Origin of the sequence: Bradyrhizobium huanghuaihaiense (assembly GCF_007830635.1) — a bacterium.
In the GTDB taxonomy this organism is placed as follows: domain Bacteria; phylum Pseudomonadota; class Alphaproteobacteria; order Rhizobiales; family Xanthobacteraceae; genus Bradyrhizobium; species Bradyrhizobium huanghuaihaiense.
Map to the genome: position 1 here is coordinate 15,202 of NZ_VLLA01000042.1, position 18,413 is coordinate 33,614.

An 18,413-nucleotide genomic window follows, 5' to 3' on the forward strand; every position below is an offset into this window, starting at 1 on the left:
AGCGAAACGACGCCATGGAACTCAGCGACATCCAGACTTTCGCCGCGGTCGCCCGCACCGGCGGCATCACCCGCGCCGCGGAAGAGCTCAACACGGTGCAATCGAACGTCACCCAGCGCGTGAAGGCACTGGAGGCGGAGATCGGCACGCCGCTGTTCGAACGCCACAGCCGCGGCATGACGCTGACCGGCGCCGGCAAACGTCTCCTCCCCTACGCGCAGCGGATGGCCGCGCTGTCGCGCGAGGCCGTGCTGGCCGCACGCGACGATGGCGAGCCGAAGGGACCGCTGGCGATCGGCTCGATGGAGACGACGGCAGCCGTGCGATTGCCACCACTGCTCGCCGATTTCCACCGTCGCTTCCCCGCCGTGCGCCTCTCCTTGCGCACCGCCACCACGGCCGACCTCGTCGCCGGCGTGCTTGACGGCACGCTCGACGGCGCCTTCGTCGCAGGTCCCATCGCACATGCCGACCTCACGGCGACGAGCGCCTTCCGCGAAGAGCTGGTGCTGGTCAGCGCGCGGCGCTGGACTTCGCTTGCGGAGCTGCGCGCCGGCACGCCGGAGTCGGGCCCGACCGCGCTGGTGTTCCGCACCGGCTGCACCTATCGCCAGCGGCTCGAGCAGGTGTTCGTCGAGTTCGGCTGGCCGTCGGCGACGCGTTTCGAGCTCGGCACGCTCGACGGCATGATCGGCTGCGTCGCCGCCGACATGGGCGTGACGCTGCTGCCGCGCGCGGTCGTCGAACGCAGCGCGATGAACGGAAGCGTCTCCATTCACACGCTGAGCCCCTCGCATGCGCGCGCCGAGACGCTCTTCATCCAGCGCAGCGCCGGACATCAATACAGCGCGCTGCAAGGCTTTGCCGCGTGCCTGAAGAAGGACGAGGATGTCATCGCGGCCTGACGCGACGCGAACGTTCCACGCCACGAAATTCGTCACAAATCTATCGCGTTTGAATCGATACGTGCAGCGTTCTGCCGTCGCAGCGCAACACATCGAAAAGCTTTGAAGCGCGCGATCATTCTACGTTAGGATGAGTGACTGGCCAGCGCGAAACCATAAACGAAGCCAAACATCGGGAGGACTATCGATGCGCAATACGCTCGTGTTGTGCTGCGTCGCCGCGTTGTCGGCGATATCAGGAACTGCAAGCGCACAGGACTGGACCAAATCGAAATGGGGGCCGAACGACGAGATCGGCGCCGCCAACTACATGACGCCCGAGCTCGTGGTGAAGGCCGCCTCTCTGGTGAAGACCGGCAAGACCTACGCCCTTGGCATTCCCGTCACGCCGCAGACGCCCGCCTATCCGCCGCGCACCTTCAAGCTCACCATCGTGCAGCCCGGACAGGCCGGCAGCCCGGGCCTCGGTCCCAACAAGGCGACCTACAATGACGACATCCTCGACACCTGGGTCGGCATCGGCAGCCAGCTCGACGGGCTCGGCCATCTCGGCGTCGAGCACGTCTATTACAACGGCAACAAGCTCGCCGATTTCGCCGATCCGAACGGATTGAAGAAGCTCGGCATCGAGAAGGTGCCGCCGATGGTCACCCGCGGGGTGCTGCTCGACATGGCCGCCTATTTCAAGACCGACGTGGTGAAGGAAGGCACCGCCTTCAACGTCAAGGAGATCGAGGAAGCCGCCAAGCAGCAGAACGTGGAGATCCGCCAGGGCGACGTCGTCATCTTCCACACCGGCTGGCTCAGCCTGATCGGCAAGGATGACAAGCGCTACTCGGCCGGCGAGCCCGGTCTTGGCGTCGAGGGCGCAAAGTACCTGACCGGCAAGGGCGTCGTCGCTGTTGGCGCCGACACCTGGGCGCTCGAGGTGCTGCCGTTCGAGTCCAAGAACGTGTTCGAGGTGCACCAGATCCTGCTCGCGATGAACGGGACCTACATCCTCGAGAACATGGACACCGCTGCGCTCGCCCGGGACAAGGGCTATGAATTCCTGTTCGTGCTCGGACAGCCGCGCTGGACCGGCGGTGTGCAGGCGATGATCAACCCGATCGCGATCCGCTGATCTGATACCGGGCGAGGAGCCGCCTGCCGCCCGGCGGGCCCCTCGCCCGGCCTATCTCTGCGGCGTGAGTTGCCACCGCCGCAATGCAACCACGGCCCAGATCGCCTCGACGAGGCCGAACGGCCAGGCGCCCTGGAGGAAGCCGTAGGCCGAGCCGAGCGCGCAGGACGCCGCGAACAGCAGCACGAACCAGTGGCTGCGGCCCTCCAGGGCATAGCAGACCAGCATCGCCGTCACGGCAAATAGGCCGAATAGTGTCAGTGCATCCATCGTCGAGGGTTCACTCCGCAGCGCGACGCGTGATATGCGCTAGATCCATGCCGGCTCTTATCCTGCCTCTCGTCGATGCTGCAACCCACTGGCCCGAACGCGGTGCGCTGGTCGGGCTTGATTTGGGTACCAAGACCATTGGCGTCGCCGTGTCCGACCCGGACCGGCGGCTCGCCACCGGCGTCGAGACGATCCAGCGCAAGCAGTTCAAGCAGGACGCCGCCCGGCTGCTCGCGATCGCGGCCGAGCGCAAGGCGGCCGGCTTCGTGCTCGGCCTGCCCATCAACATGGACGGCAGTGAGGGCCCGCGCGCGCAATCCACCCGCGCCTTCGCCCGCAACCTCGCCGGCCTCACCGCGCTCCCGATCGGCCTCTGGGACGAGCGCCTGTCGACCGCGGCCGTCGAACGCGAGCTGATCGGCATGGACGTCAGCCGCGCCAAGCGCGCCGAGGTGATCGACGAGCACGCCGCGATCTTCATCCTGCAGGGCGCGCTCGACCGGCTCGCCAATCTCCGCACCGGCTGATCCCATGACTGTGGTGATCGCGGCGCTGCTGCCGGTCTTCGTCCTCATCGTGCTCGGCGTCGTGCTCAGGCACAGCCTGATGCGGCTGGACACACAATGGCACGGACTGGAGCGGCTGACCTATTTCGTGCTGTTCCCGATGCTGCTGATCCAGACGCTGGTGAAGGCGGACCTCACCAAGGTGCCGGTCGCCGGCGTCGGCGGCGCGCTGCTGCTGTCGGCACTGGCGATGTCGCTGCTCTGCCTCGCGCTGCGCCCCGCGCTGTCGCGGCTCGATATCGACGGCCCCGCTTTCACCTCGATCTTCCAGGGCGCGACGCGCTGGCAGACCTATGTCGCGCTGTCCGTCTCCGCCAATTTGTATGGCGATGTCGGGCTGGCGCTCGCCTCCGTGGCGATGGTCGCAATCATCCCGCTGGTCAACGTCTTCAGCGTCGCGGTGCTCGCGCACTATGCCTCGCCCGAGAAGCAGTCCGCCCGCGCCATCGTCATGACGGTGATCCGCAATCCGCTGATCTGGGCCTGCGCCATCGGGCTTCTCATCAACGTGGTCCATCTGCCGCTGCCAAAGATCTGGCACGAGGTCGCGGACGCGCTCGGACGCTCCTCGCTCGCCATCGGCCTGCTCGTCACCGGCGCCGGCCTGCAGCTCAAGGGACTGCTCCGCCCGAGCGTGGGCGCGACGATCGGTGTGGCGTTCAAGCTGGCGCTGATGCCCGTGCTCGCACTCGCGCTGGCCGCCTGGTTCGGGCTGTCAGGCACCAACCTTGCGATCGTCGCGATCTGCGCGGCGGTGCCGACCTCGCCCAGCGCCTATGTGCTGGCCCGCCAGATGGGCGGGGATGCGCCGCTGCTGGCGCAGATCATCACGCTGCAGACGATTTTGGCCGCGATCACGATGCCGATCGCGATCGCACTGGTGGCGTGAGCGCTAGACGTAGGCCCCGCCGGTGAAGAAAATGATGATGTTGACCGCCGAGTGCATCATAACGGTCAGCCAAGTCGAATTGCTGCGCCAGCGAATATATCCAAGAAGGAGTCCCCCGACGAAGACCGAAGCCAGCCCCAGCCAACTATATTGATTGTGGAGCATCGCCCATGCCGCAGCCGTCAGCGCGATTGCTCCCCGCGAGTGCAGGAATGATTGCGACCAGCCGCGAAAGATAAAGCCACGGAAGGCAAATTCCTCCGAGATCGGCGCTGCAATACACACGCCCATCAAATAGATCAGCAATCCGTCCGGCGAACTGGCGAAAGAATGGTCGGCGGCGGACAAATCCCATCTGCTGAGAATGGGCCAAGCGAAAGACTGTGCCAGGAGGAGGATCGTCGTTAGAACGAGCGCAAGCACCAACTCGCGCATCGTCGGCCAGTTCAAGGCGAGATAGTCGGTGAACTTTCGGTTGGCCATGCGCGTCGCGATCCAGAACACGGCCACGGTCGCCGGGCAGGCCAGAACAATGGCCAAGCCCACCCGAACTTGCGCCAGCGAAAATTGCGCCACGACGTGACGCAGGTCCCACATCGTGTTCAGGGCGAGTTTCAATGTCAGAGTATGAACCGCATAAGCGATCAGACCAACGAACAAGGTCTCCATGAAATCCCATGTCCTGGGTGACCGAGGCGAACCCAGGACTGACGGGAGATTGGGGAGCTCTGGCAAAGTGAACAACCTATCCACGATAATTGGACGAGGTTCCACCTATCATATAATGCGGGAAGACGACCAGCCGCTTGATGAGCAGCGGCCGTCCGCAGGCGAATTCAGCCTTAGCTCCCCAACCACATCGTCAGCACCACTGCGGTCATGTTGTTCAGCGCATGCAATATGATCGTGAGCCAGAGCGAGCCCGTGCGATGGCGCATGTAGCCGAACCACAGGCCGATGGTGAGGACCTCGGCGAGAAAGTAGATGTCGTATTGCAGGTGCACGACGGTCCACACCAGCGACGACAGCAGAATCGCACCGGGCACGCGCAAAAAGCTCGCCGACCAGCCGCGAAACAGGAAGCCGCGCGCCAAGACTTCTTCCGACATCGGCGCGGCCACGCTGAAGGCGACCAGCAGCAGGAGCGCGGCGCCCTTGTCGCGTCCCGATTTCAACAGATCGGTCATGAAGCCCGGCGTCGCCTCGCGGCCGAGCGACCGCGACGCCACCTCCCAGGCCAGCACGATCAGGACGAGACCGACCACGCCGAACAGCAGCTGCTTCCACGACGGCCAATAGAGCGCGAGGTAGTCGGCGAACGATGCCTTCTTGATGAGGATGGCGAGCCACACCGCCGCCAGCGTCGCCGGCAGCCCTGTGATCACCGACAGCGCCAGCGCCTGAGGCTCGTGACCGATCGACTGGAACGAAGCCATGTCGAAGGGAACGTCGCGGAGCACCACCAATAGAACGATCGCGCCAACCTGCCCGACGAACATCGCGACAAAGATGAAGAGGCCCCACAGTGCAGTGCCCCAGAACTTCCAGACGCGCGGCGGCGCAGGCGTCATGACGAGCGGCGGATGATCGGGATTGAGGGAGTCCATCAGGAGGCTTTCGTTGGGAAGACTCACGGCAGCGCCCGCTCCAGCAGCGCGCGAACGTCGCTGCTCTCAAGCTCCACCGCGCCATACATGCTGGCATGGGTCGTTGCGAGGCGCGTCGCGGCAAACAGCTCGGCCTGACGAGGCGACACGCCATTGAGCGCGGCGGCCGCGGCCAGCAGCGCCAGCTTCTCGACCGCAAGGCGGGCGATGCGTTCGCCATCGGCGCGGCGAAAATTCTTGCCGATGAACGCGGCCGCCTCGCCTGCGCCCGGCAGGCCCTTGGTCTCGGCCGCAAGCGATTGCAGCACGGCCGTCGCCGCCTCCGGCTCGCGCGCGAGCGCGCGGAGCACGTCGAGGCACATGACGTTGCCGGACCCTTCCCAGATCGCGTTGACCGGCGACTCCCGGTAGTGGCGCGCCAAAATGCCGTCCTCGACATAGCCGTTGCCGCCGAGGCACTCCATCGCCTCATAGAGAAATGCCGGCGCGCTCTTGCACGTCCAGTATTTGATCGCGGGCGTGAGAAGCCGCATGTAGGCGGCTTCCGACGCATCGTGCGGGGTCCGGTCGAAGGCGCGGCAGAGCCGCATCACCAGCGCGACGCTTGCTTCCACATGCAGCGCCATGTCCGACAGCACGGCCTGCATCAAGGGCTGATCGGCAAGATGTTTCTGGAACACGCTGCGGTGCCGGGCGTGATGCAGCGCATGGGCGAGGCCCGAACGCATCAATCCGACCGAGGCGATGGCGCAATCCTGCCGCGTCAGCTGCACCATCTGGATGATGGTGCGGATGCCCTTGCCCTCTTCGCCGACCGCACGCGCATAGGCGCCGACGAACTCGACTTCAGAGGAGGCATTGGAGCGGTTGCCGAGCTTGTCCTTCAGCCGCTGGAACTGGATCGCATTGACCGAACCGTCAGGCGCAAAGCGCGGCATGAAGAAACAGGTCAGCCCGCTATCGGCCTGCGCCAGCACCAGGAACGCATCGCACATCGGCGCCGACATGAACCATTTGTGGCCGGTGATGCGATAGGCATCGCCGTCGCGCACCGCGCGCGTCATGTTGGAGCGGACGTCGGTGCCGCCCTGCTTCTCCGTCATGCCCATGCCGAGCGTCATGCCGCGCTTGTCCCACCACGGCGCGAAGGCGGGATCGTAGCTTCTGGTCGACAGCACCGGCATCACGCGCGCCAGCAGATCCGGCTGCATCGCGAGCGCTGCGACGGAGGCGCGCGTCATCGTGATCGGGCAGAGATGGCCGGTCTCGACCTGCGCGGCGATGTAGAACCTTGCGGCCCGGATGACCTCGGCGGCATCGCCTGCAGGTCTTCCGTCCGCCGTCCAGGTCGAATTGTGCACGCCGGCATGCGCACTGTGCGCCATCAGCTCGTGATAGGCCGGATGAAACTCGACCTGGTCGCGCCGGTTGCCTTTTGCATCAAAGGTCCGCAGCTTCGGCGTGTTCTCGTTCGCCACGCGGCCGCGATCGGCCATCGCGGCGGAGCCCCAATGCCTGCCGAACTCCGACAACTCCCGCTCCGCCGCCGCACCGCCATTGGCCTTGACCGCATCGACCAGCGGCCGGTCCACGGCAAACAGATCGACGTCCTCGAATGGCGGCGACTGATTGAAGACCTCGTGGGTCGAAAATGCGGGCTGGGTCATCTTGCGTCCTCGGCGCGGAATCAGCTCCGGCGCGGCTGGATCGGGAAATCATAGGCCGCCCCGCCCGCCCCCGGCAGGGAAAAGTGCCACCACTCCTTCGAATAGTTCACAAAGCCTTGCCTGGCCATCGCAGCCACCAGCCGCCTGCGCCAGGCCCGCTGCTCAGGATTGATCGACGGTGCCGCGGTATGGCCCCTGGCGTCGGTACAGTCGTAGCCGGTGCCCATGTCGACGCTGCCTTCCGGCGCCCGCGCCTCGACCGGCGCCGTGCAATCGGCGTAGGTCTTGGTCGGGTCATATTTGCCGGAATTGTCGGCCTTGAGATCGACCAGCGTGAGGTCGAGCGCCGCACCGGTGGAATGCTGCGAGCGGCTCGCGATGTACCCGAGACGAAACAGCTCGCTCTTCGGTATCTTTGGATTGTAGCGCCGCTCGGCGGCGGTCTCGCGGCCGTTCTGCGACCACTTGACCATGTCGAGCGAGGCCCGCGCCGGCCGGTAGCAGTCGAACATCTTGAGCGACAGGTTTTGCGCCGTCAGCTCCTCTTGCACCGCCTTCAGCCGCAGCCCCACCTCCCGTTTCACCACGCACTCGCCGGCGCCGTAGCCGGCGAGCGGACGGCCGACGAAATTGTTCGGCGTGGCGTAGCGGACGTCCTGAATGATGGTGGGATCGATGTCGCGCAGATAGACGAAGCCGCCGGGGAGCGACTGGGCGGACGCGGATGAGATGGACGTGATTGCTAAAAGTGCGATCAAAATCGATTTGATGGAGCGCATCTAAACTTCCCTGTCATTCCGGGGCGATGCGAAGGATCGAACCCGGAATCTCGCGATTCCGGGTCTGGCGCTCGCGCGCCATCCCGGAATGACGGTGTACCAGACTCCTCGGGGGATAACTCCCCGCCCCGGCATTGGCCCTTGCCCCTCCAGCCATCCCCGCCTATAGCTCTCGTTTTAATGACATCGAAATCGACCTTCGTCCTCGGCCACCGGCATTTGCTGGGCATCGAGGGCCTTTCCGCGGCCGACATCAGCGGCCTCCTCGACCTGTCCGAAGAATATGTCGAGCTCAACCGCCAGGTTGACAAGAAGCGCACCGTCCTGCGTGGACGGACGCAAGTAAACCTCTTCTTCGAGGCCTCCACCCGGACCCAGTCCTCGTTCGAGCTCGCCGGCAAGCGCCTAGGCGCCGACGTCATGAACATGTCGGTCGCTTCCTCGTCCATCAAGAAGGGCGAGACGCTGATCGACACCGCGATGACGCTCAACGCGATGCACCCGGACATCCTGGTGATGCGCCATCACGCCTCCGGCGCAGTGGAACTCCTGGCCCGCAAGGTTGACGGTTCCGTGATCAACGCCGGCGACGGCGCGCATGAGCATCCCACCCAGGCGCTGCTCGACGCGCTCACCATTCGCCGCAACAAGGGCCGCATCGAGGGGCTCGTGGTCGCGATCTGCGGCGACGTGCTGCATTCGCGCGTCGCCCGCTCCAACATCATCCTGCTCAACACCATGGGCGCCCGCGTCCGCGTCGTCGGCCCCTCCACGCTGCTGCCGCCCGGCATCGAGCGGATGGGCGTCGAGGTCGCGCGCGACATGCGCGAGGGTCTCAACGGCGCCGACATCGTCATGATGCTGCGGCTGCAGCGCGAGCGGATGAACGGCTCCTTCGTGCCGTCGACCTCCGAGTATTTCAACTATTTCGGGCTCGACCAGAAGAAGCTCGCCTACGCCAAGCCGGACGCCCTCGTCATGCATCCCGGCCCGATGAACCGCGGCGTCGAGATCGACACGGCGGTCGCCGACGGCGCGCAGTCCCTGATCCGCGAACAGGTGGAGATGGGCGTCGCCGTGCGCATGGCGGTGCTGGAAGCGCTCGCCCGTAACCTGCCGAACGCGTGATGCCCATGCTGACCGACCGTCGCCCCATCCTGCTCGCCAACGCCCGCGTCGTCGATCCCAGCAGGGATTTCGACGGTGTCGGCGACGTCCTGATTGCCGACGGCACCATCCGCGAAACCCGCCGCGGCATTGGCGCGGCCGGCGTCCCCGAGGGCACCGACATCGTCAACTGCGCCGGCAAGGTCGTCGCGCCGGGCCTGATCGACATGCGCGCCTTCGTCGGTGAGCCCGGCTACAGCCATCGCGAGACCTTTGCCACCGCGAGCCAGGCGGCTGCGACCGGCGGCATCACCACCATCATCTGCCAGCCCGACACCCTGCCCGTGGTCGACAATTCGGCGACCGTGGACTTCGTGATGCGGCGCGCCCGCGACACCGCGATCGTCAACATCCAGCCGATGGCGGCGCTCACCAAGGGCATGCACGGCCAGGAGATGACCGAGTTCGGCCTGCTGAAAGCCGCGGGCGCCGTGGCCTTCAGCGACGGCGACAGAAGCGTGACCAATGCGCAGGTGATGCGCCGCGCGCTGACCTACGCGCGCGATTTCGACGCGCTGATCGTGCACTACACGGAGGATCCCGATCTCGTCGGTGAAGGCGTGATGAACGAAGGCGAGTTCGCATCGCGGCTGGGCCTGATGGGCATCCCGAGTGCCGCCGAGGCGGTGATCCTCGAGCGCGACATGCGCCTCGTCGCACTGACCGGCGGCCGCTATCACGCAGCCTCGCTGTCCTGCATCGACTCGCTCGATATCCTCAAGCGCGCCCGCGATGCAGGCCTCCCCGTCAGCGCCTCGGTCTCGATCAACCATCTTGCACTGAACGAGAACGACATCGGCCCCTACCGGTCCTTCCTAAAACTGTCGCCGCCGCTGCGTACCGAGGACGACCGCCGCGCGCTGGTCGCCGCCATCGCCTCCGGCCTCGTCGACGTCATCATGTCCGACCACAATCCGCAGGACGTCGAGGTCAAGCGCCTGCCGTTCGCGGAAGCCGCTCCCGGCGCCATCGGTCTGGAGACCATGCTGCCCGCCGGCCTGCGGCTGGTGCACAATGGCGAGCTGGAACTCAAGACGCTGATCCGGGCGATGTCGACCCGGCCGGCCGAGCTGCTCGGCTTGCCCGGCGGAACCTTGCGCGCCGGTAGCCCGGCGGACGTCATCGTGATCGACCCCGATGTGCCCTGGGTGGTCGATCCCGCCGACCTCAAATCGCCCTGCAAGAATACTCCGTTCGACGAGGCCCGCTTTACAGGCCGCGTGGTGCGCACCATTGTCGGCGGACGGACGGTGTACGAACATGTCTGACGTGCGGGATCATGCGTGGCGCCTCGATTCGACATGCGGATGCGGCCTTTGGAGATCCAGCCATGGGGCTTGAAGCCTTCCTGCCGGTAGCCTTCGTCATCGGCTACCTCCTCGGCTCGATCCCGTTCGGACTGGTGCTGACAAAACTCGCCGGCACGCAGGATATCCGCTCGATCGGCTCCGGCAGCATCGGCGCCACCAATGTTCTGCGCACGGGGCGCAAGAGCCTTGCCGCCGGCACCCTGCTGTTCGATGCGCTCAAGGGCACCGTGGCCGTGGTGATCTGTGGCTACATCGCTGGACCGAATGCGGCGATGGTGGCGGGGCTCGGCGCTTTCCTCGGGCACCTCTTCCCGGTCTGGCTCAAGTTCAAGGGCGGCAAGGGCGTCGCGGTCTATATCGGCATCCTACTCGGACTGTTCTGGCCGGCCGCGGTGGTGTTCTGCCTGCTTTGGCTCGCGACCGCCTTCACCACCCGCTACTCCTCTCTCTCGGCACTGGTGGCGTCCTTCATCACACCGATGTTCCTGTGGTGGTTCGGCCATCTCGCTTTGTCTGCGCTGTTCGCGGTGCTGACGCTGCTGCTGTTCTACGCGCATCGCGAGAACATCAAGCGGCTGCAATCCGGCAAGGAAAGTCGGATCGGCGAGAAGGCCTAGAGCCTGATCCGAAAAAAGTACGGATACCGCCGCAACCCCTCCGCATTATATGCCAAATCCTGTTCGCAACTTCCGCACCACTCGCGGCAGGCTGTAGCGGACGGGTTCCATGCCTGTCATCCTGACGGGGAAAACGGCGTTACGCGGTTGCTCAGAATGAGCGAGAAGATGGTCGGCGCACAGATTGACGGTGGTTCGCAAGTTGCCGGGCGCACCGCGGCGAGCCGGCTGCTCTTTGCAACGGACATCTGGTCCGGTGCCCCCTCGCCGCCTCCCACTCCAGAGCCTGCCTCCGTTACACCGCCGGCGCCTGTTGCGGCCGCGCAACCGCCGCGTCCTGTCGGGGTGATCACCGTCGCCGCACCCGTTGCGCCGGTCCCGGCTCCATCAAGACAATGGCCTCCGCAAAAACTCTCGCTGGCCCTCCAGGGCGGCGGCACCTTCGCCGCCTTCACCTGGGGCGTGCTGGAGCGGCTGCTGGAAGAGCCTGACATCGAAATCGACACAATCAGCGGCGCCAGCGCCGGCGCCGTCAATGCGCTCCTGCTTGCCTCCGGCCTTGCCGAAGGCGGCCGCGAAGCCGCCCGCAGCCGGCTGAACCGGTTCTGGGTCCGCCTGATGCACGAGGCCTCGTTCCGTTCATTGATGCTGGTCGGCGGCTTCTCGCCGGCGGGAAGCTCGGTCGCGTTCGGGCCGACGCTGCGCTCCGGCCAGTTCGACCCCTTCGACCTCGATCCGCTCAGGCAGGCGTTGTCGCGCGACATCAATTTCGCGGCGCTGCGCGCGGCGAAATCGCCAAAACTCCTGATTGCGGCGACGCGGATCCGCGACGGGCAGCAACAGATCTTCCGCAACGATGCCATCACCGCCGATGTCGCGCTGGCCTCGACCTGTCCGCCACTCGTGCACTGCGCCGTCGAGATCGATGGCGAGGCCTATTGGGACGGCGGCTTCGGCGGCAATCCGCCGCTGGTGAGGCTGGTTCAGGAAACGGCGGCGACGGACGTGCTGCTGGTCCAGGTCACGCCGTCGCGCGACAGCTACGTGCCGATCACGCTTGCCGCGATCGACCGCCGGCTCGACCAGATTGCGGCGAACGCCGGGCTCAATGCCGAGGTTGCGGCCATCGCATGGGCGCAGGCGCAGACGGCACCTTCGCTGCGGCTCTCCAGGATCGCGGCGGAAGACTCCGTTGACGGGCTGGCGCAGCGCTCATCGACGGATCTCGGCCGCGGCTTCATCCGCCTGTTGCACCGGAGCGGCCGCGAAGCCGCCGAGCGCTGGCTCAATCAGGGCGCAACCGCCGGTGCAGCTCCAGCTGCATCCGGCCAAAGCGTCGACGCCGTCAGCGAACCGGCGCTAACCTGACTTCGCCAGCGCGTCCTCCAGGAACCACGCCGTCGCCAGCGCATGCGCGTCATTGCCGAAGCGCGCGATCACCTGCACGCCGATCGGCAGGCCACCGACCTTCAGCACCGGCACGTTGACGCACGGATTGCCCATCAGCGTCCAGAGCCGGTTGTAGCGGGGATCACCGGTCGTCGCGAGCGCCTTGGTCGGCGCGGTGCCGGGCGCGGAATAAGTGAGCAGCACGTCGACCCCTTCGAACAGCTCGCCGAGCTCGCGACGGCCGCGGCGGGCGATCCGGCGTGCATCGTCGTATTCTTTCGGCGTCAGTCCGACGGTCTCATCGAGGCTGGCGCGCAGCATCGGCGCGATCTCGTCGTGACGCGCGTCAAACTCCCAGGCGAGCGCGCGATGCGCCTCAAAGTTCTGGATGATGGGATGGATGCGCCAGGCTTCCTTGACCCCCTCGGGCAGATCGATGGTCTGCACGCTGGCGCCGGCCTTCTCGGCCGCCTTGATCGCCGCCTGCAAGCCCTCCTCTGCCGCCGGCTCCACGGCCTTGGCAAACTCCTGCCTGACCACGCCGATGCGCGGCGCTTTCGCCGGCGCAATACCGGAGAATTCGGTGCGGCCGGTCATCGCCGAAAGCCCGTGCGCGAGATCTTCTGCGCGTGATCCGAACAGGCCGACCGTATCGAGCGCCCACGAATAGCACTTCACGCCGACCGTCGGCAGCATCCGGAACGATGGCTTGATCGCGGCAGCCCCGCAATAAGCGGCCGGCCGGATCACCGAGCCGCCGGTCTGGGTGCCCAGCGCCAGCGGGATCATGCCGGCGCCGACGGCTGCCGCCGATCCCGCGGACGAACCACCAGGCGTGTGACCGGGATTGTGCGGATTGAGCGTCGGGGTCGGATCGCTCGAGGCGAACGCTGTGGTCGTGGTCTTGCCGATGATGGTGGCCCCTGCCCGCTTCAGCATCATCACCACAGGCGCGTCCGAGCGCGGCTGCCAGCCGCGATAGATCTCCGAGCCCATCTCGGTCGGCATGTTGGCGGTGTCGATGATGTCCTTGATGCCGACGGCAATCCCGCGCAGCGGCCCGGAGGCTTGCGCCTTCGCGGATTTGTCGTGCCGGACGAAGGCGCGAACGTCTTTCTCTTTGGCCTCGATCGCCGCGTGCGACTGGGCGATGGCGGCCTCGGGCGAAAGCTCGCCCGCTTCGATGCGGCGCTGGAGGTCGGCAAGTGAGATCATGGCAAAACCCTTCTTATTGCCATCGCTTTTAGCATCGCGAAGGGGCCGCGCAAGCGCACGCCGCTGTTGCCCACGCCCTCAGGTTGTTCCATGCTGCCGCTGCAAGGAGACGCCGTGGACGCCATCAACCCGAGCATTGAGCTGACCGAGGGTGAGCGGATCGACCGCCTGCGGCTGATCCGCTCCGACAATGTCGGCCCGCGCACCTTCCGTTCGCTGGTCGATCATTTCGGCACGGCGCGCGCCGCACTGGAACGGCTGCCGGATATGGCTCGCCGTGGCGGCGCGCAGCGGTCGGGGCGGATCTGCAGCGCGGATGACGCGAAGGCCGAGCTCGCGGCGAGCCGCAAGCTCGGCATCGCCTGGCTCGCGCCCGGCGAGGACGGCTATCCGACGCGCCTCGCGATGATCGACGACGCGCCGCCGCTGCTCGCGGTGCGCGGCGACACAAAAACCCTGATGCGGCCGATGATCGCGATCGTCGGCTCGCGCAACGCCTCCGGCGCCGGCTTGAAGTTCGCCGGCCAGCTCGCGCGCGAGCTCGGCGAAGCCGGCTTCGTCATCATCTCGGGGCTGGCGCGCGGCGTCGACCAGGCTGCGCATCGCACCAGCGTCGAGACCGGCACGATCGCCGTGCTCGCCGGCGGACACGATTGCATCTATCCGCCGGAGCATGGTGATTTACTCGGATCGATCCTCGATCACGCGGGCGCGGCGATTTCCGAGATGCCGCTCGGCCATGAGCCGCGCGCCCGCGATTTCCCCCGCCGCAACCGCCTGATCTCCGGCGCCTCGCTCGGCGTCGTCGTGGTGGAGGCGGCGCACCGCTCGGGCTCGCTGATCACCGCGCGCATGGCGGCCGAACAGGGCCGCGAGGTGTTCGCGGTCCCCGGCTCGCCGCTCGATCCGCGCGCCGCCGGCACCAACGATCTGATCAAGCAGGGCGCAACGCTCGTCACGGAAGCTGCCGACATCGTCAACGCGGTGCAGCCGATCATGGAGCGGCCGCTGATGCACCCCGCCGGCGAGCCCGACAGCGAGCCGTTCGAGAGCGATCCGCAAAACCATGACCGCGACCAGATCACCGGCCTGCTCGGCCCGGTGCCAATCTCGATCGACGATCTCGTGCGCATGTCCGGCGCCTCGCCTGCGATCGTGCGCACCGTGCTGCTGGAGCTCGAGCTCGCCGGCCGCCTCGAACGCCACGGCGGCGGACTGGTGTCGCTGCTGTAGGGCGTTTGAAAATGAGGGTCGATCGGTGGCCCGTCCTCTTACCCTCCCCTGGAGGGGGAGGGTCGATCGCGCCAGCGCGAGCGGGGTGGGGTGATCTCTCCACTCGGGCACTGCATCGGCGGAGAGACTGTCACCCCACCCCGTCTCACATTTCGCTGCGCTCAATGTGAGCCGATCCTCCCCCTCCAGGGAAGGGTGAAGCGCACGTGCCCCTTCAGCTTTAGCCCTCGTTGCGCTGGTCGAACTTCGTGCGTGCGGCCTCGATCTGATCGAGATGCTCCTTCGCCCATTTGCCGAGTGCTTCGACGGGCCGCGACAGCCCGTGGCCGAGATCGGTCAGCTCATAGTCCACGCGCGGCGGAATGGTCGGGAAGATCGTGCGCGTGACGAGGCCGTCGCGCTCGAGGCCGCGCAGCGTCAGGGTCAACATCCGCTGCGAGATGCCGTTGATCATGCGCTTCAGCTCATTGAAGCGCTTCGGCCCGTCGCTCAGCATCATGATGACGAACACGCTCCATTTGTCGCCGACGCGGGACAGCACGGAGGCGACCCCGCGGCAGTCCGCATGGTTCGGATCCGGCCTTTGATCCGGCCTTTGATCCGAACCTGGACCTGGCCTCTGATCCAGCCTTGGCGAAGCAGGCAAATCGGTGTGAGCAGGTTTCAATAATGTGTCCATGGCTCAAAAAAGTGCGTTCTTGCGGGGATTTCGACAGTCACTCATGTAGTCCGGGTTACAAATCTATACCAGGGTGACCCCAAATGAAACTCCTCCATATCGACTCCAGCGTCCTCGGCCCCCACTCCGTCAGCCGGCAGGTCTCCGCCGCCATCGTCGACCGCCTCAAACAGGCTGCGCCGTCGCTCCAGGTGGTCTATCGCGACCTGAGCCAGGCCCCGCTCGCCCATCTCTCCGGCTCGCATTTGGCGGCCGCGCAAGGCGCGCCCGCGCCGGCGGAACTCGGCCCCGATCTTGCCGCGAGCGCGGCCGCGCTGGACGAGTTCCTCGCCGCCGACATCGTCGTGATCGGTGCCCCCATGTACAACTTCACCATCCCCAGCCAGCTCAAGGCGTGGATCGACCGCATCCTGGTGGCAGGCAAGACGTTCAGCTACGGCGCGAATGGGCCGCAGGGTCTTGCCGGCGGCAAGCGCGTGATCCTGGCCATCTCACGCGGCGGCTATTACGGCGCAGGCTCGCCGGCCGCATCGCTGGAACATCTCGAAACTTATTTGCGCGGCGTGCTCGCCTTCATGGGCATCACAAATCCGGAATTCATCATTGCCGACGGCATCCAGGTTGGCCCCGATCATCGCGAGAAGGCGCTGGCCGGCGCACTTCAGGCCGCCACCAGCCTGCAGGCGGCGTAAGACTCACGCCGACACCAGCCGCTGCCGGATTCCGGCGGCGGCTGACAGCTCGACCTCGCTAAAACCAGACGCCCTGCATGCCGAGGATGACGGCCACGAGCGAAATGAACAGGCCGATGCCGGAGAAAAGAGCCACCCCGATGAACTCGGAGGTGTCGGAGCGCTTGGCGGGAATGGCGGAACGTTCGGTGTAAATGCGCGGTGCTGAAATCGATGAAAAAATACGAGCTGCCTTTGGCATCACGGGCTCCTTTGAAATGAGTCTTCTGCCCCCCGCCCGTAAAAATGTCTTTGCAGCGCAAGCGAAGGTTCAACACCTCACGCAAAGGTTTAGAAAATAGATCGCACAACGAGAGGGAACCGGCCGACGCAACCGACGTCTCGGCGCCGACCGATTCAATTTTCACTTCACTTGATCAGCCGCGATAGATCGGCGCGCCGCTCGGCGATGCCACCGCGCCGCCATCGACGAAGATCTCCTGACCCTGCACGTGTGCGGCATCATCGGAGGCGAGGAACAGCACCGTCTTCGCAACGTGATCGGTCTCACCGAGGCGGCCGAGCGGCGTCATCAGGCCGATCCGCTTCTCGAACACCTTCTCGGCTTCGGGCGTTGCGGTCGCGGGCCCCCAGATCGGCGTACGGATCGCGCCGGGCGCGACGACATTGACGCGAATACCGCGCGGCGACAGCTCTGAAGCCATGATCCGCGCCATCGCGCGCACGCCGGCCTTCGCCGCGCCATAAGCCGAGTAGCCGGGAATGCCGAGCACCGAGATCACCGAGCCGTTGAGGATGATCGAGGCATTATCGTTGAGATAAGGCAGCGCGGACTGAACCGTGAAGAACACGCCGGTCAGGTTGGTGCTGATGACCTTTTCGAAAACTTCCGCCGTCGCCGAGCCCAGCGGCGTGCCGCCGGCGATGCCCGCATTGGCGAACACGATATCGAACTTGCCGAATTTTTCCGCGCCCTGCTTGATCGCGGCTTCCGTCGCCGCGATGTCCGTCGCATCGGCAGGCAAGGCGAGCGCGTTCGGCCCGAGCTCCTTGGCGGCCGCCGCCAGCGTCTCCTTGTTGCGGCCGGTGATCACCACCTTGGCGCCCTCGGCCACGAACAGTTTTGCCGTCGCAAGCCCGATGCCGCTGTTGCCGCCGGTGATCAGGGCCGTCTTGTTCTTCAGTCTCACGCTCGCCTCCAGTTAGTTGCATAATGAAACTACATTGCCATCTAGGCCAATTGGTTTTATGATGCAACCACACAAGCGCGTGATCGGCGGCTGAACCGTGCGAACGCGAAAGGACCGCAACGATGGTGAAACGAACGAGCTTCGAGGGCGATTCCTGTCCGATCGCGCGCTCGCTGGATGCGCTCGGCGACTGGTGGTCGCTGCTGATCATTCGCGAGGCACTGTTCGGCCTGCGCCGCTTCGGCGAATTCCAGAACAAGCTCGGCATGGCCAAGAACATCTTGTCAGTGCGGCTGCGCGCGCTGGTCGACCACGGGATTTTGGAAACCGCCCCCGCCTCCGACGGCAGCGCTTATCAAGAGTATGTGCTGACGCCGAAGGGCCGCGGCACCTTCCCGATCCTGGTCGCGCTGCGGCAATGGAGCGAGGAATTCGACGACCACCCCGAGGAGATCGCGACGATCCTGGTCGATCGCGAGAAGGGCCGGCCGGTGAAGAAGCTCGAGATGCGCGCAGAGGACGGGCGGCTACTCAGCCCGGCGGATACAACGCTGAAGCCGCGCGCCGCGCCGCGCCGGCGGTCGGCGTGATAGTCCCACGCGGTACCACCCCGTCATTGCGAGCGCAGCGAAGCAATCCAGACTGCCTCCGCGGAAAGACTCTGGATTGCTTCGCTGCGCTCGCAATGACGACGTTGATGTGGCAGCGCGCCCAACTCTCTCCCCGTCACCCTGAGGTGGCCGCTTCTTCAGCGGCCCTCGAAGGGCGACGGCCCGGCTGCATCCAGGCCGTTCATCCTTCGAGGCTCCCGGCGCGATGCTCTGCATCGCGCCACTCGCGCGTCAGGATGACGGGGTGATTTTGGCCGGACTCCTCACGACAGCTTCCGCCTCGTCCGCAGCCGCAAATGCTCGTCGGCCTCCAGCTGTGTCATCCCCAGGAGATAATGCAGCACGTCCAGCTTGTGGCGCTCGGCGAGCTTGCGCAACGCAGCCGCTTGCTCGGCGATGAAGGCCACCGCCTCATCTGCCCCGCCTTCCCCCGGTTCCTCGTTGCGCGAGCCTCCCCGCGCGCCCGATACGGCGCGCGCCCGCTTCTTTCCCGGCCTTGTCACC

The 18,413-nt window shown here is 65.9% G+C and carries 21 protein-coding genes; 11 read left to right on the forward strand and 10 right to left on the reverse strand.

The genetic code is table 11. The annotated features are described in order from the left end of the window. Positions 1–14 precede the first annotated feature (14 nt). On the forward strand, positions 15–905 hold the full coding sequence (locus IQ16_RS41025; RefSeq protein WP_018644554.1) for a LysR family transcriptional regulator: 891 nt from the start codon (positions 15–17) through the stop codon (positions 903–905). Between the two features lie 187 nt (positions 906–1,092). After that, on the forward strand, positions 1,093–2,028 hold the full coding sequence (locus IQ16_RS41030; RefSeq protein ID WP_018644553.1) for a cyclase family protein: 936 nt from the start codon (positions 1,093–1,095) through the stop codon (positions 2,026–2,028). 51 nt (positions 2,029–2,079) lie between these two features. Here IQ16_RS41030 and IQ16_RS41035 read toward each other — a convergent pair whose 3' ends face one another. Beyond that, positions 2,080–2,298 (reverse strand): hypothetical protein, encoded by a 219-nt coding sequence (locus IQ16_RS41035; RefSeq protein WP_018644552.1) that lies wholly within the window; start codon positions 2,296–2,298, stop codon positions 2,080–2,082. A 47-nt stretch (positions 2,299–2,345) separates the two neighbouring features. Here IQ16_RS41035 and ruvX point away from each other — a divergent pair, with 47 nt between their 5' ends. Together ruvX and IQ16_RS41045 are read left to right on the forward strand one after the other, a co-directional pair. Continuing rightward, positions 2,346–2,825 (forward strand): Holliday junction resolvase RuvX, encoded by a 480-nt coding sequence (ruvX, locus tag IQ16_RS41040; RefSeq protein ID WP_018644551.1) that lies wholly within the window; start codon positions 2,346–2,348, stop codon positions 2,823–2,825. Between the two features lie 4 nt (positions 2,826–2,829). Continuing rightward, positions 2,830–3,753: an AEC family transporter gene (locus tag IQ16_RS41045; protein WP_018644550.1), complete on the forward strand. Its 924-nt coding sequence runs from the start codon at positions 2,830–2,832 to the stop codon at positions 3,751–3,753. Positions 3,754–3,756: 3 nt separating this feature from the next. Here the strand turns inward: IQ16_RS41045 and IQ16_RS41050 are convergent, their stop codons facing one another. From IQ16_RS41050 to IQ16_RS41065, 4 genes are all read right to left on the reverse strand, one after another. Then, positions 3,757–4,422: a CPBP family intramembrane glutamic endopeptidase gene (locus tag IQ16_RS41050; protein ID WP_018644549.1), complete on the reverse strand. Its 666-nt coding sequence runs from the start codon at positions 4,420–4,422 to the stop codon at positions 3,757–3,759. Between the two features lie 173 nt (positions 4,423–4,595). Then, the gene (locus IQ16_RS41055; RefSeq protein WP_020607956.1) at positions 4,596–5,360 is read right to left on the reverse strand and encodes a CPBP family intramembrane glutamic endopeptidase; all 765 of its coding nucleotides are present in this window, start codon (positions 5,358–5,360) and stop codon (positions 4,596–4,598) included. A 23-nt stretch (positions 5,361–5,383) separates the two neighbouring features. Beyond that, positions 5,384–7,027 (reverse strand): acyl-CoA dehydrogenase family protein, encoded by a 1,644-nt coding sequence (locus tag IQ16_RS41060; RefSeq protein WP_018644547.1) that lies wholly within the window; start codon positions 7,025–7,027, stop codon positions 5,384–5,386. 20 nt (positions 7,028–7,047) lie between these two features. Next, positions 7,048–7,806 carry a M15 family metallopeptidase gene (locus tag IQ16_RS41065; protein ID WP_018644546.1) on the reverse strand — a complete coding sequence of 253 codons (759 nt, stop codon included), beginning with the start codon at positions 7,804–7,806 and terminating at the stop codon, positions 7,048–7,050. Between the two features lie 180 nt (positions 7,807–7,986). Here IQ16_RS41065 and IQ16_RS41070 point away from each other — a divergent pair, with 180 nt between their 5' ends. From IQ16_RS41070 to IQ16_RS41085, 4 genes are all read left to right on the forward strand, one after another. Beyond that, positions 7,987–8,934, forward strand: coding sequence for an aspartate carbamoyltransferase catalytic subunit (locus tag IQ16_RS41070; protein WP_018644545.1), 948 nt, complete (start codon positions 7,987–7,989; stop codon positions 8,932–8,934). Between the two features lie 5 nt (positions 8,935–8,939). Then, a complete protein-coding gene (locus tag IQ16_RS41075; protein ID WP_026312232.1) occupies positions 8,940–10,241 on the forward strand; it encodes a dihydroorotase in 1,302 nt (433 codons plus the stop codon). Between the two features lie 62 nt (positions 10,242–10,303). Then, positions 10,304–10,900, forward strand: a complete 597-nt coding sequence (gene plsY, locus IQ16_RS41080) for a glycerol-3-phosphate 1-O-acyltransferase PlsY (protein WP_018644543.1) — start codon at positions 10,304–10,306, stop codon at positions 10,898–10,900. Positions 10,901–11,056: 156 nt separating this feature from the next. After that, the gene (locus IQ16_RS41085; protein WP_035666894.1) at positions 11,057–12,268 is read left to right on the forward strand and encodes a patatin-like phospholipase family protein; all 1,212 of its coding nucleotides are present in this window, start codon (positions 11,057–11,059) and stop codon (positions 12,266–12,268) included. Here the strand turns inward: IQ16_RS41085 and IQ16_RS41090 are convergent. Continuing rightward, complete coding sequence (locus IQ16_RS41090; protein ID WP_145832172.1) at positions 12,260–13,504, reverse strand: amidase; 1,245 nt, start codon at positions 13,502–13,504, stop codon at positions 12,260–12,262. The two genes, IQ16_RS41085 and IQ16_RS41090, sit on opposite strands and share 9 nt — an antisense overlap. Positions 13,505–13,594: 90 nt before the next feature. On the opposite strand from IQ16_RS41090, the gene dprA reads away from it, so the two are divergent. Next, positions 13,595–14,737, forward strand: a complete 1,143-nt coding sequence (dprA, locus tag IQ16_RS41095; protein ID WP_018644540.1) for a DNA-processing protein DprA — start codon at positions 13,595–13,597, stop codon at positions 14,735–14,737. Between the two features lie 220 nt (positions 14,738–14,957). Here dprA and IQ16_RS41100 read toward each other — a convergent pair whose 3' ends face one another. Continuing rightward, the gene (locus IQ16_RS41100) at positions 14,958–15,416 is read right to left on the reverse strand and encodes a winged helix-turn-helix transcriptional regulator (protein WP_026312230.1); all 459 of its coding nucleotides are present in this window, start codon (positions 15,414–15,416) and stop codon (positions 14,958–14,960) included. An 83-nt stretch (positions 15,417–15,499) separates the two neighbouring features. On the opposite strand from IQ16_RS41100, the gene IQ16_RS41105 reads away from it, so the two are divergent. Then, complete coding sequence (locus IQ16_RS41105) at positions 15,500–16,108, forward strand: FMN-dependent NADH-azoreductase (RefSeq protein ID WP_145832173.1); 609 nt, start codon at positions 15,500–15,502, stop codon at positions 16,106–16,108. A 58-nt stretch (positions 16,109–16,166) separates the two neighbouring features. Here IQ16_RS41105 and IQ16_RS41110 read toward each other — a convergent pair whose 3' ends face one another. Continuing rightward, positions 16,167–16,349: a hypothetical protein gene (locus IQ16_RS41110; RefSeq protein WP_018644537.1), complete on the reverse strand. Its 183-nt coding sequence runs from the start codon at positions 16,347–16,349 to the stop codon at positions 16,167–16,169. A 175-nt stretch (positions 16,350–16,524) separates the two neighbouring features. Then, positions 16,525–17,298: an SDR family oxidoreductase gene (locus tag IQ16_RS41115; RefSeq protein WP_018644536.1), complete on the reverse strand. Its 774-nt coding sequence runs from the start codon at positions 17,296–17,298 to the stop codon at positions 16,525–16,527. A gap of 122 nt (positions 17,299–17,420) precedes the next feature. On the opposite strand from IQ16_RS41115, the gene IQ16_RS41120 reads away from it, so the two are divergent. Then, the gene (locus tag IQ16_RS41120) at positions 17,421–17,888 is read left to right on the forward strand and encodes a winged helix-turn-helix transcriptional regulator (RefSeq protein ID WP_018644535.1); all 468 of its coding nucleotides are present in this window, start codon (positions 17,421–17,423) and stop codon (positions 17,886–17,888) included. Between the two features lie 284 nt (positions 17,889–18,172). On the opposite strand, the gene IQ16_RS41130 is transcribed toward IQ16_RS41120, so the two are convergent. Beyond that, positions 18,173–18,412: a hypothetical protein gene (locus tag IQ16_RS41130; protein WP_026312229.1), complete on the reverse strand. Its 240-nt coding sequence runs from the start codon at positions 18,410–18,412 to the stop codon at positions 18,173–18,175. Position 18,413 lies beyond the last annotated feature (1 nt).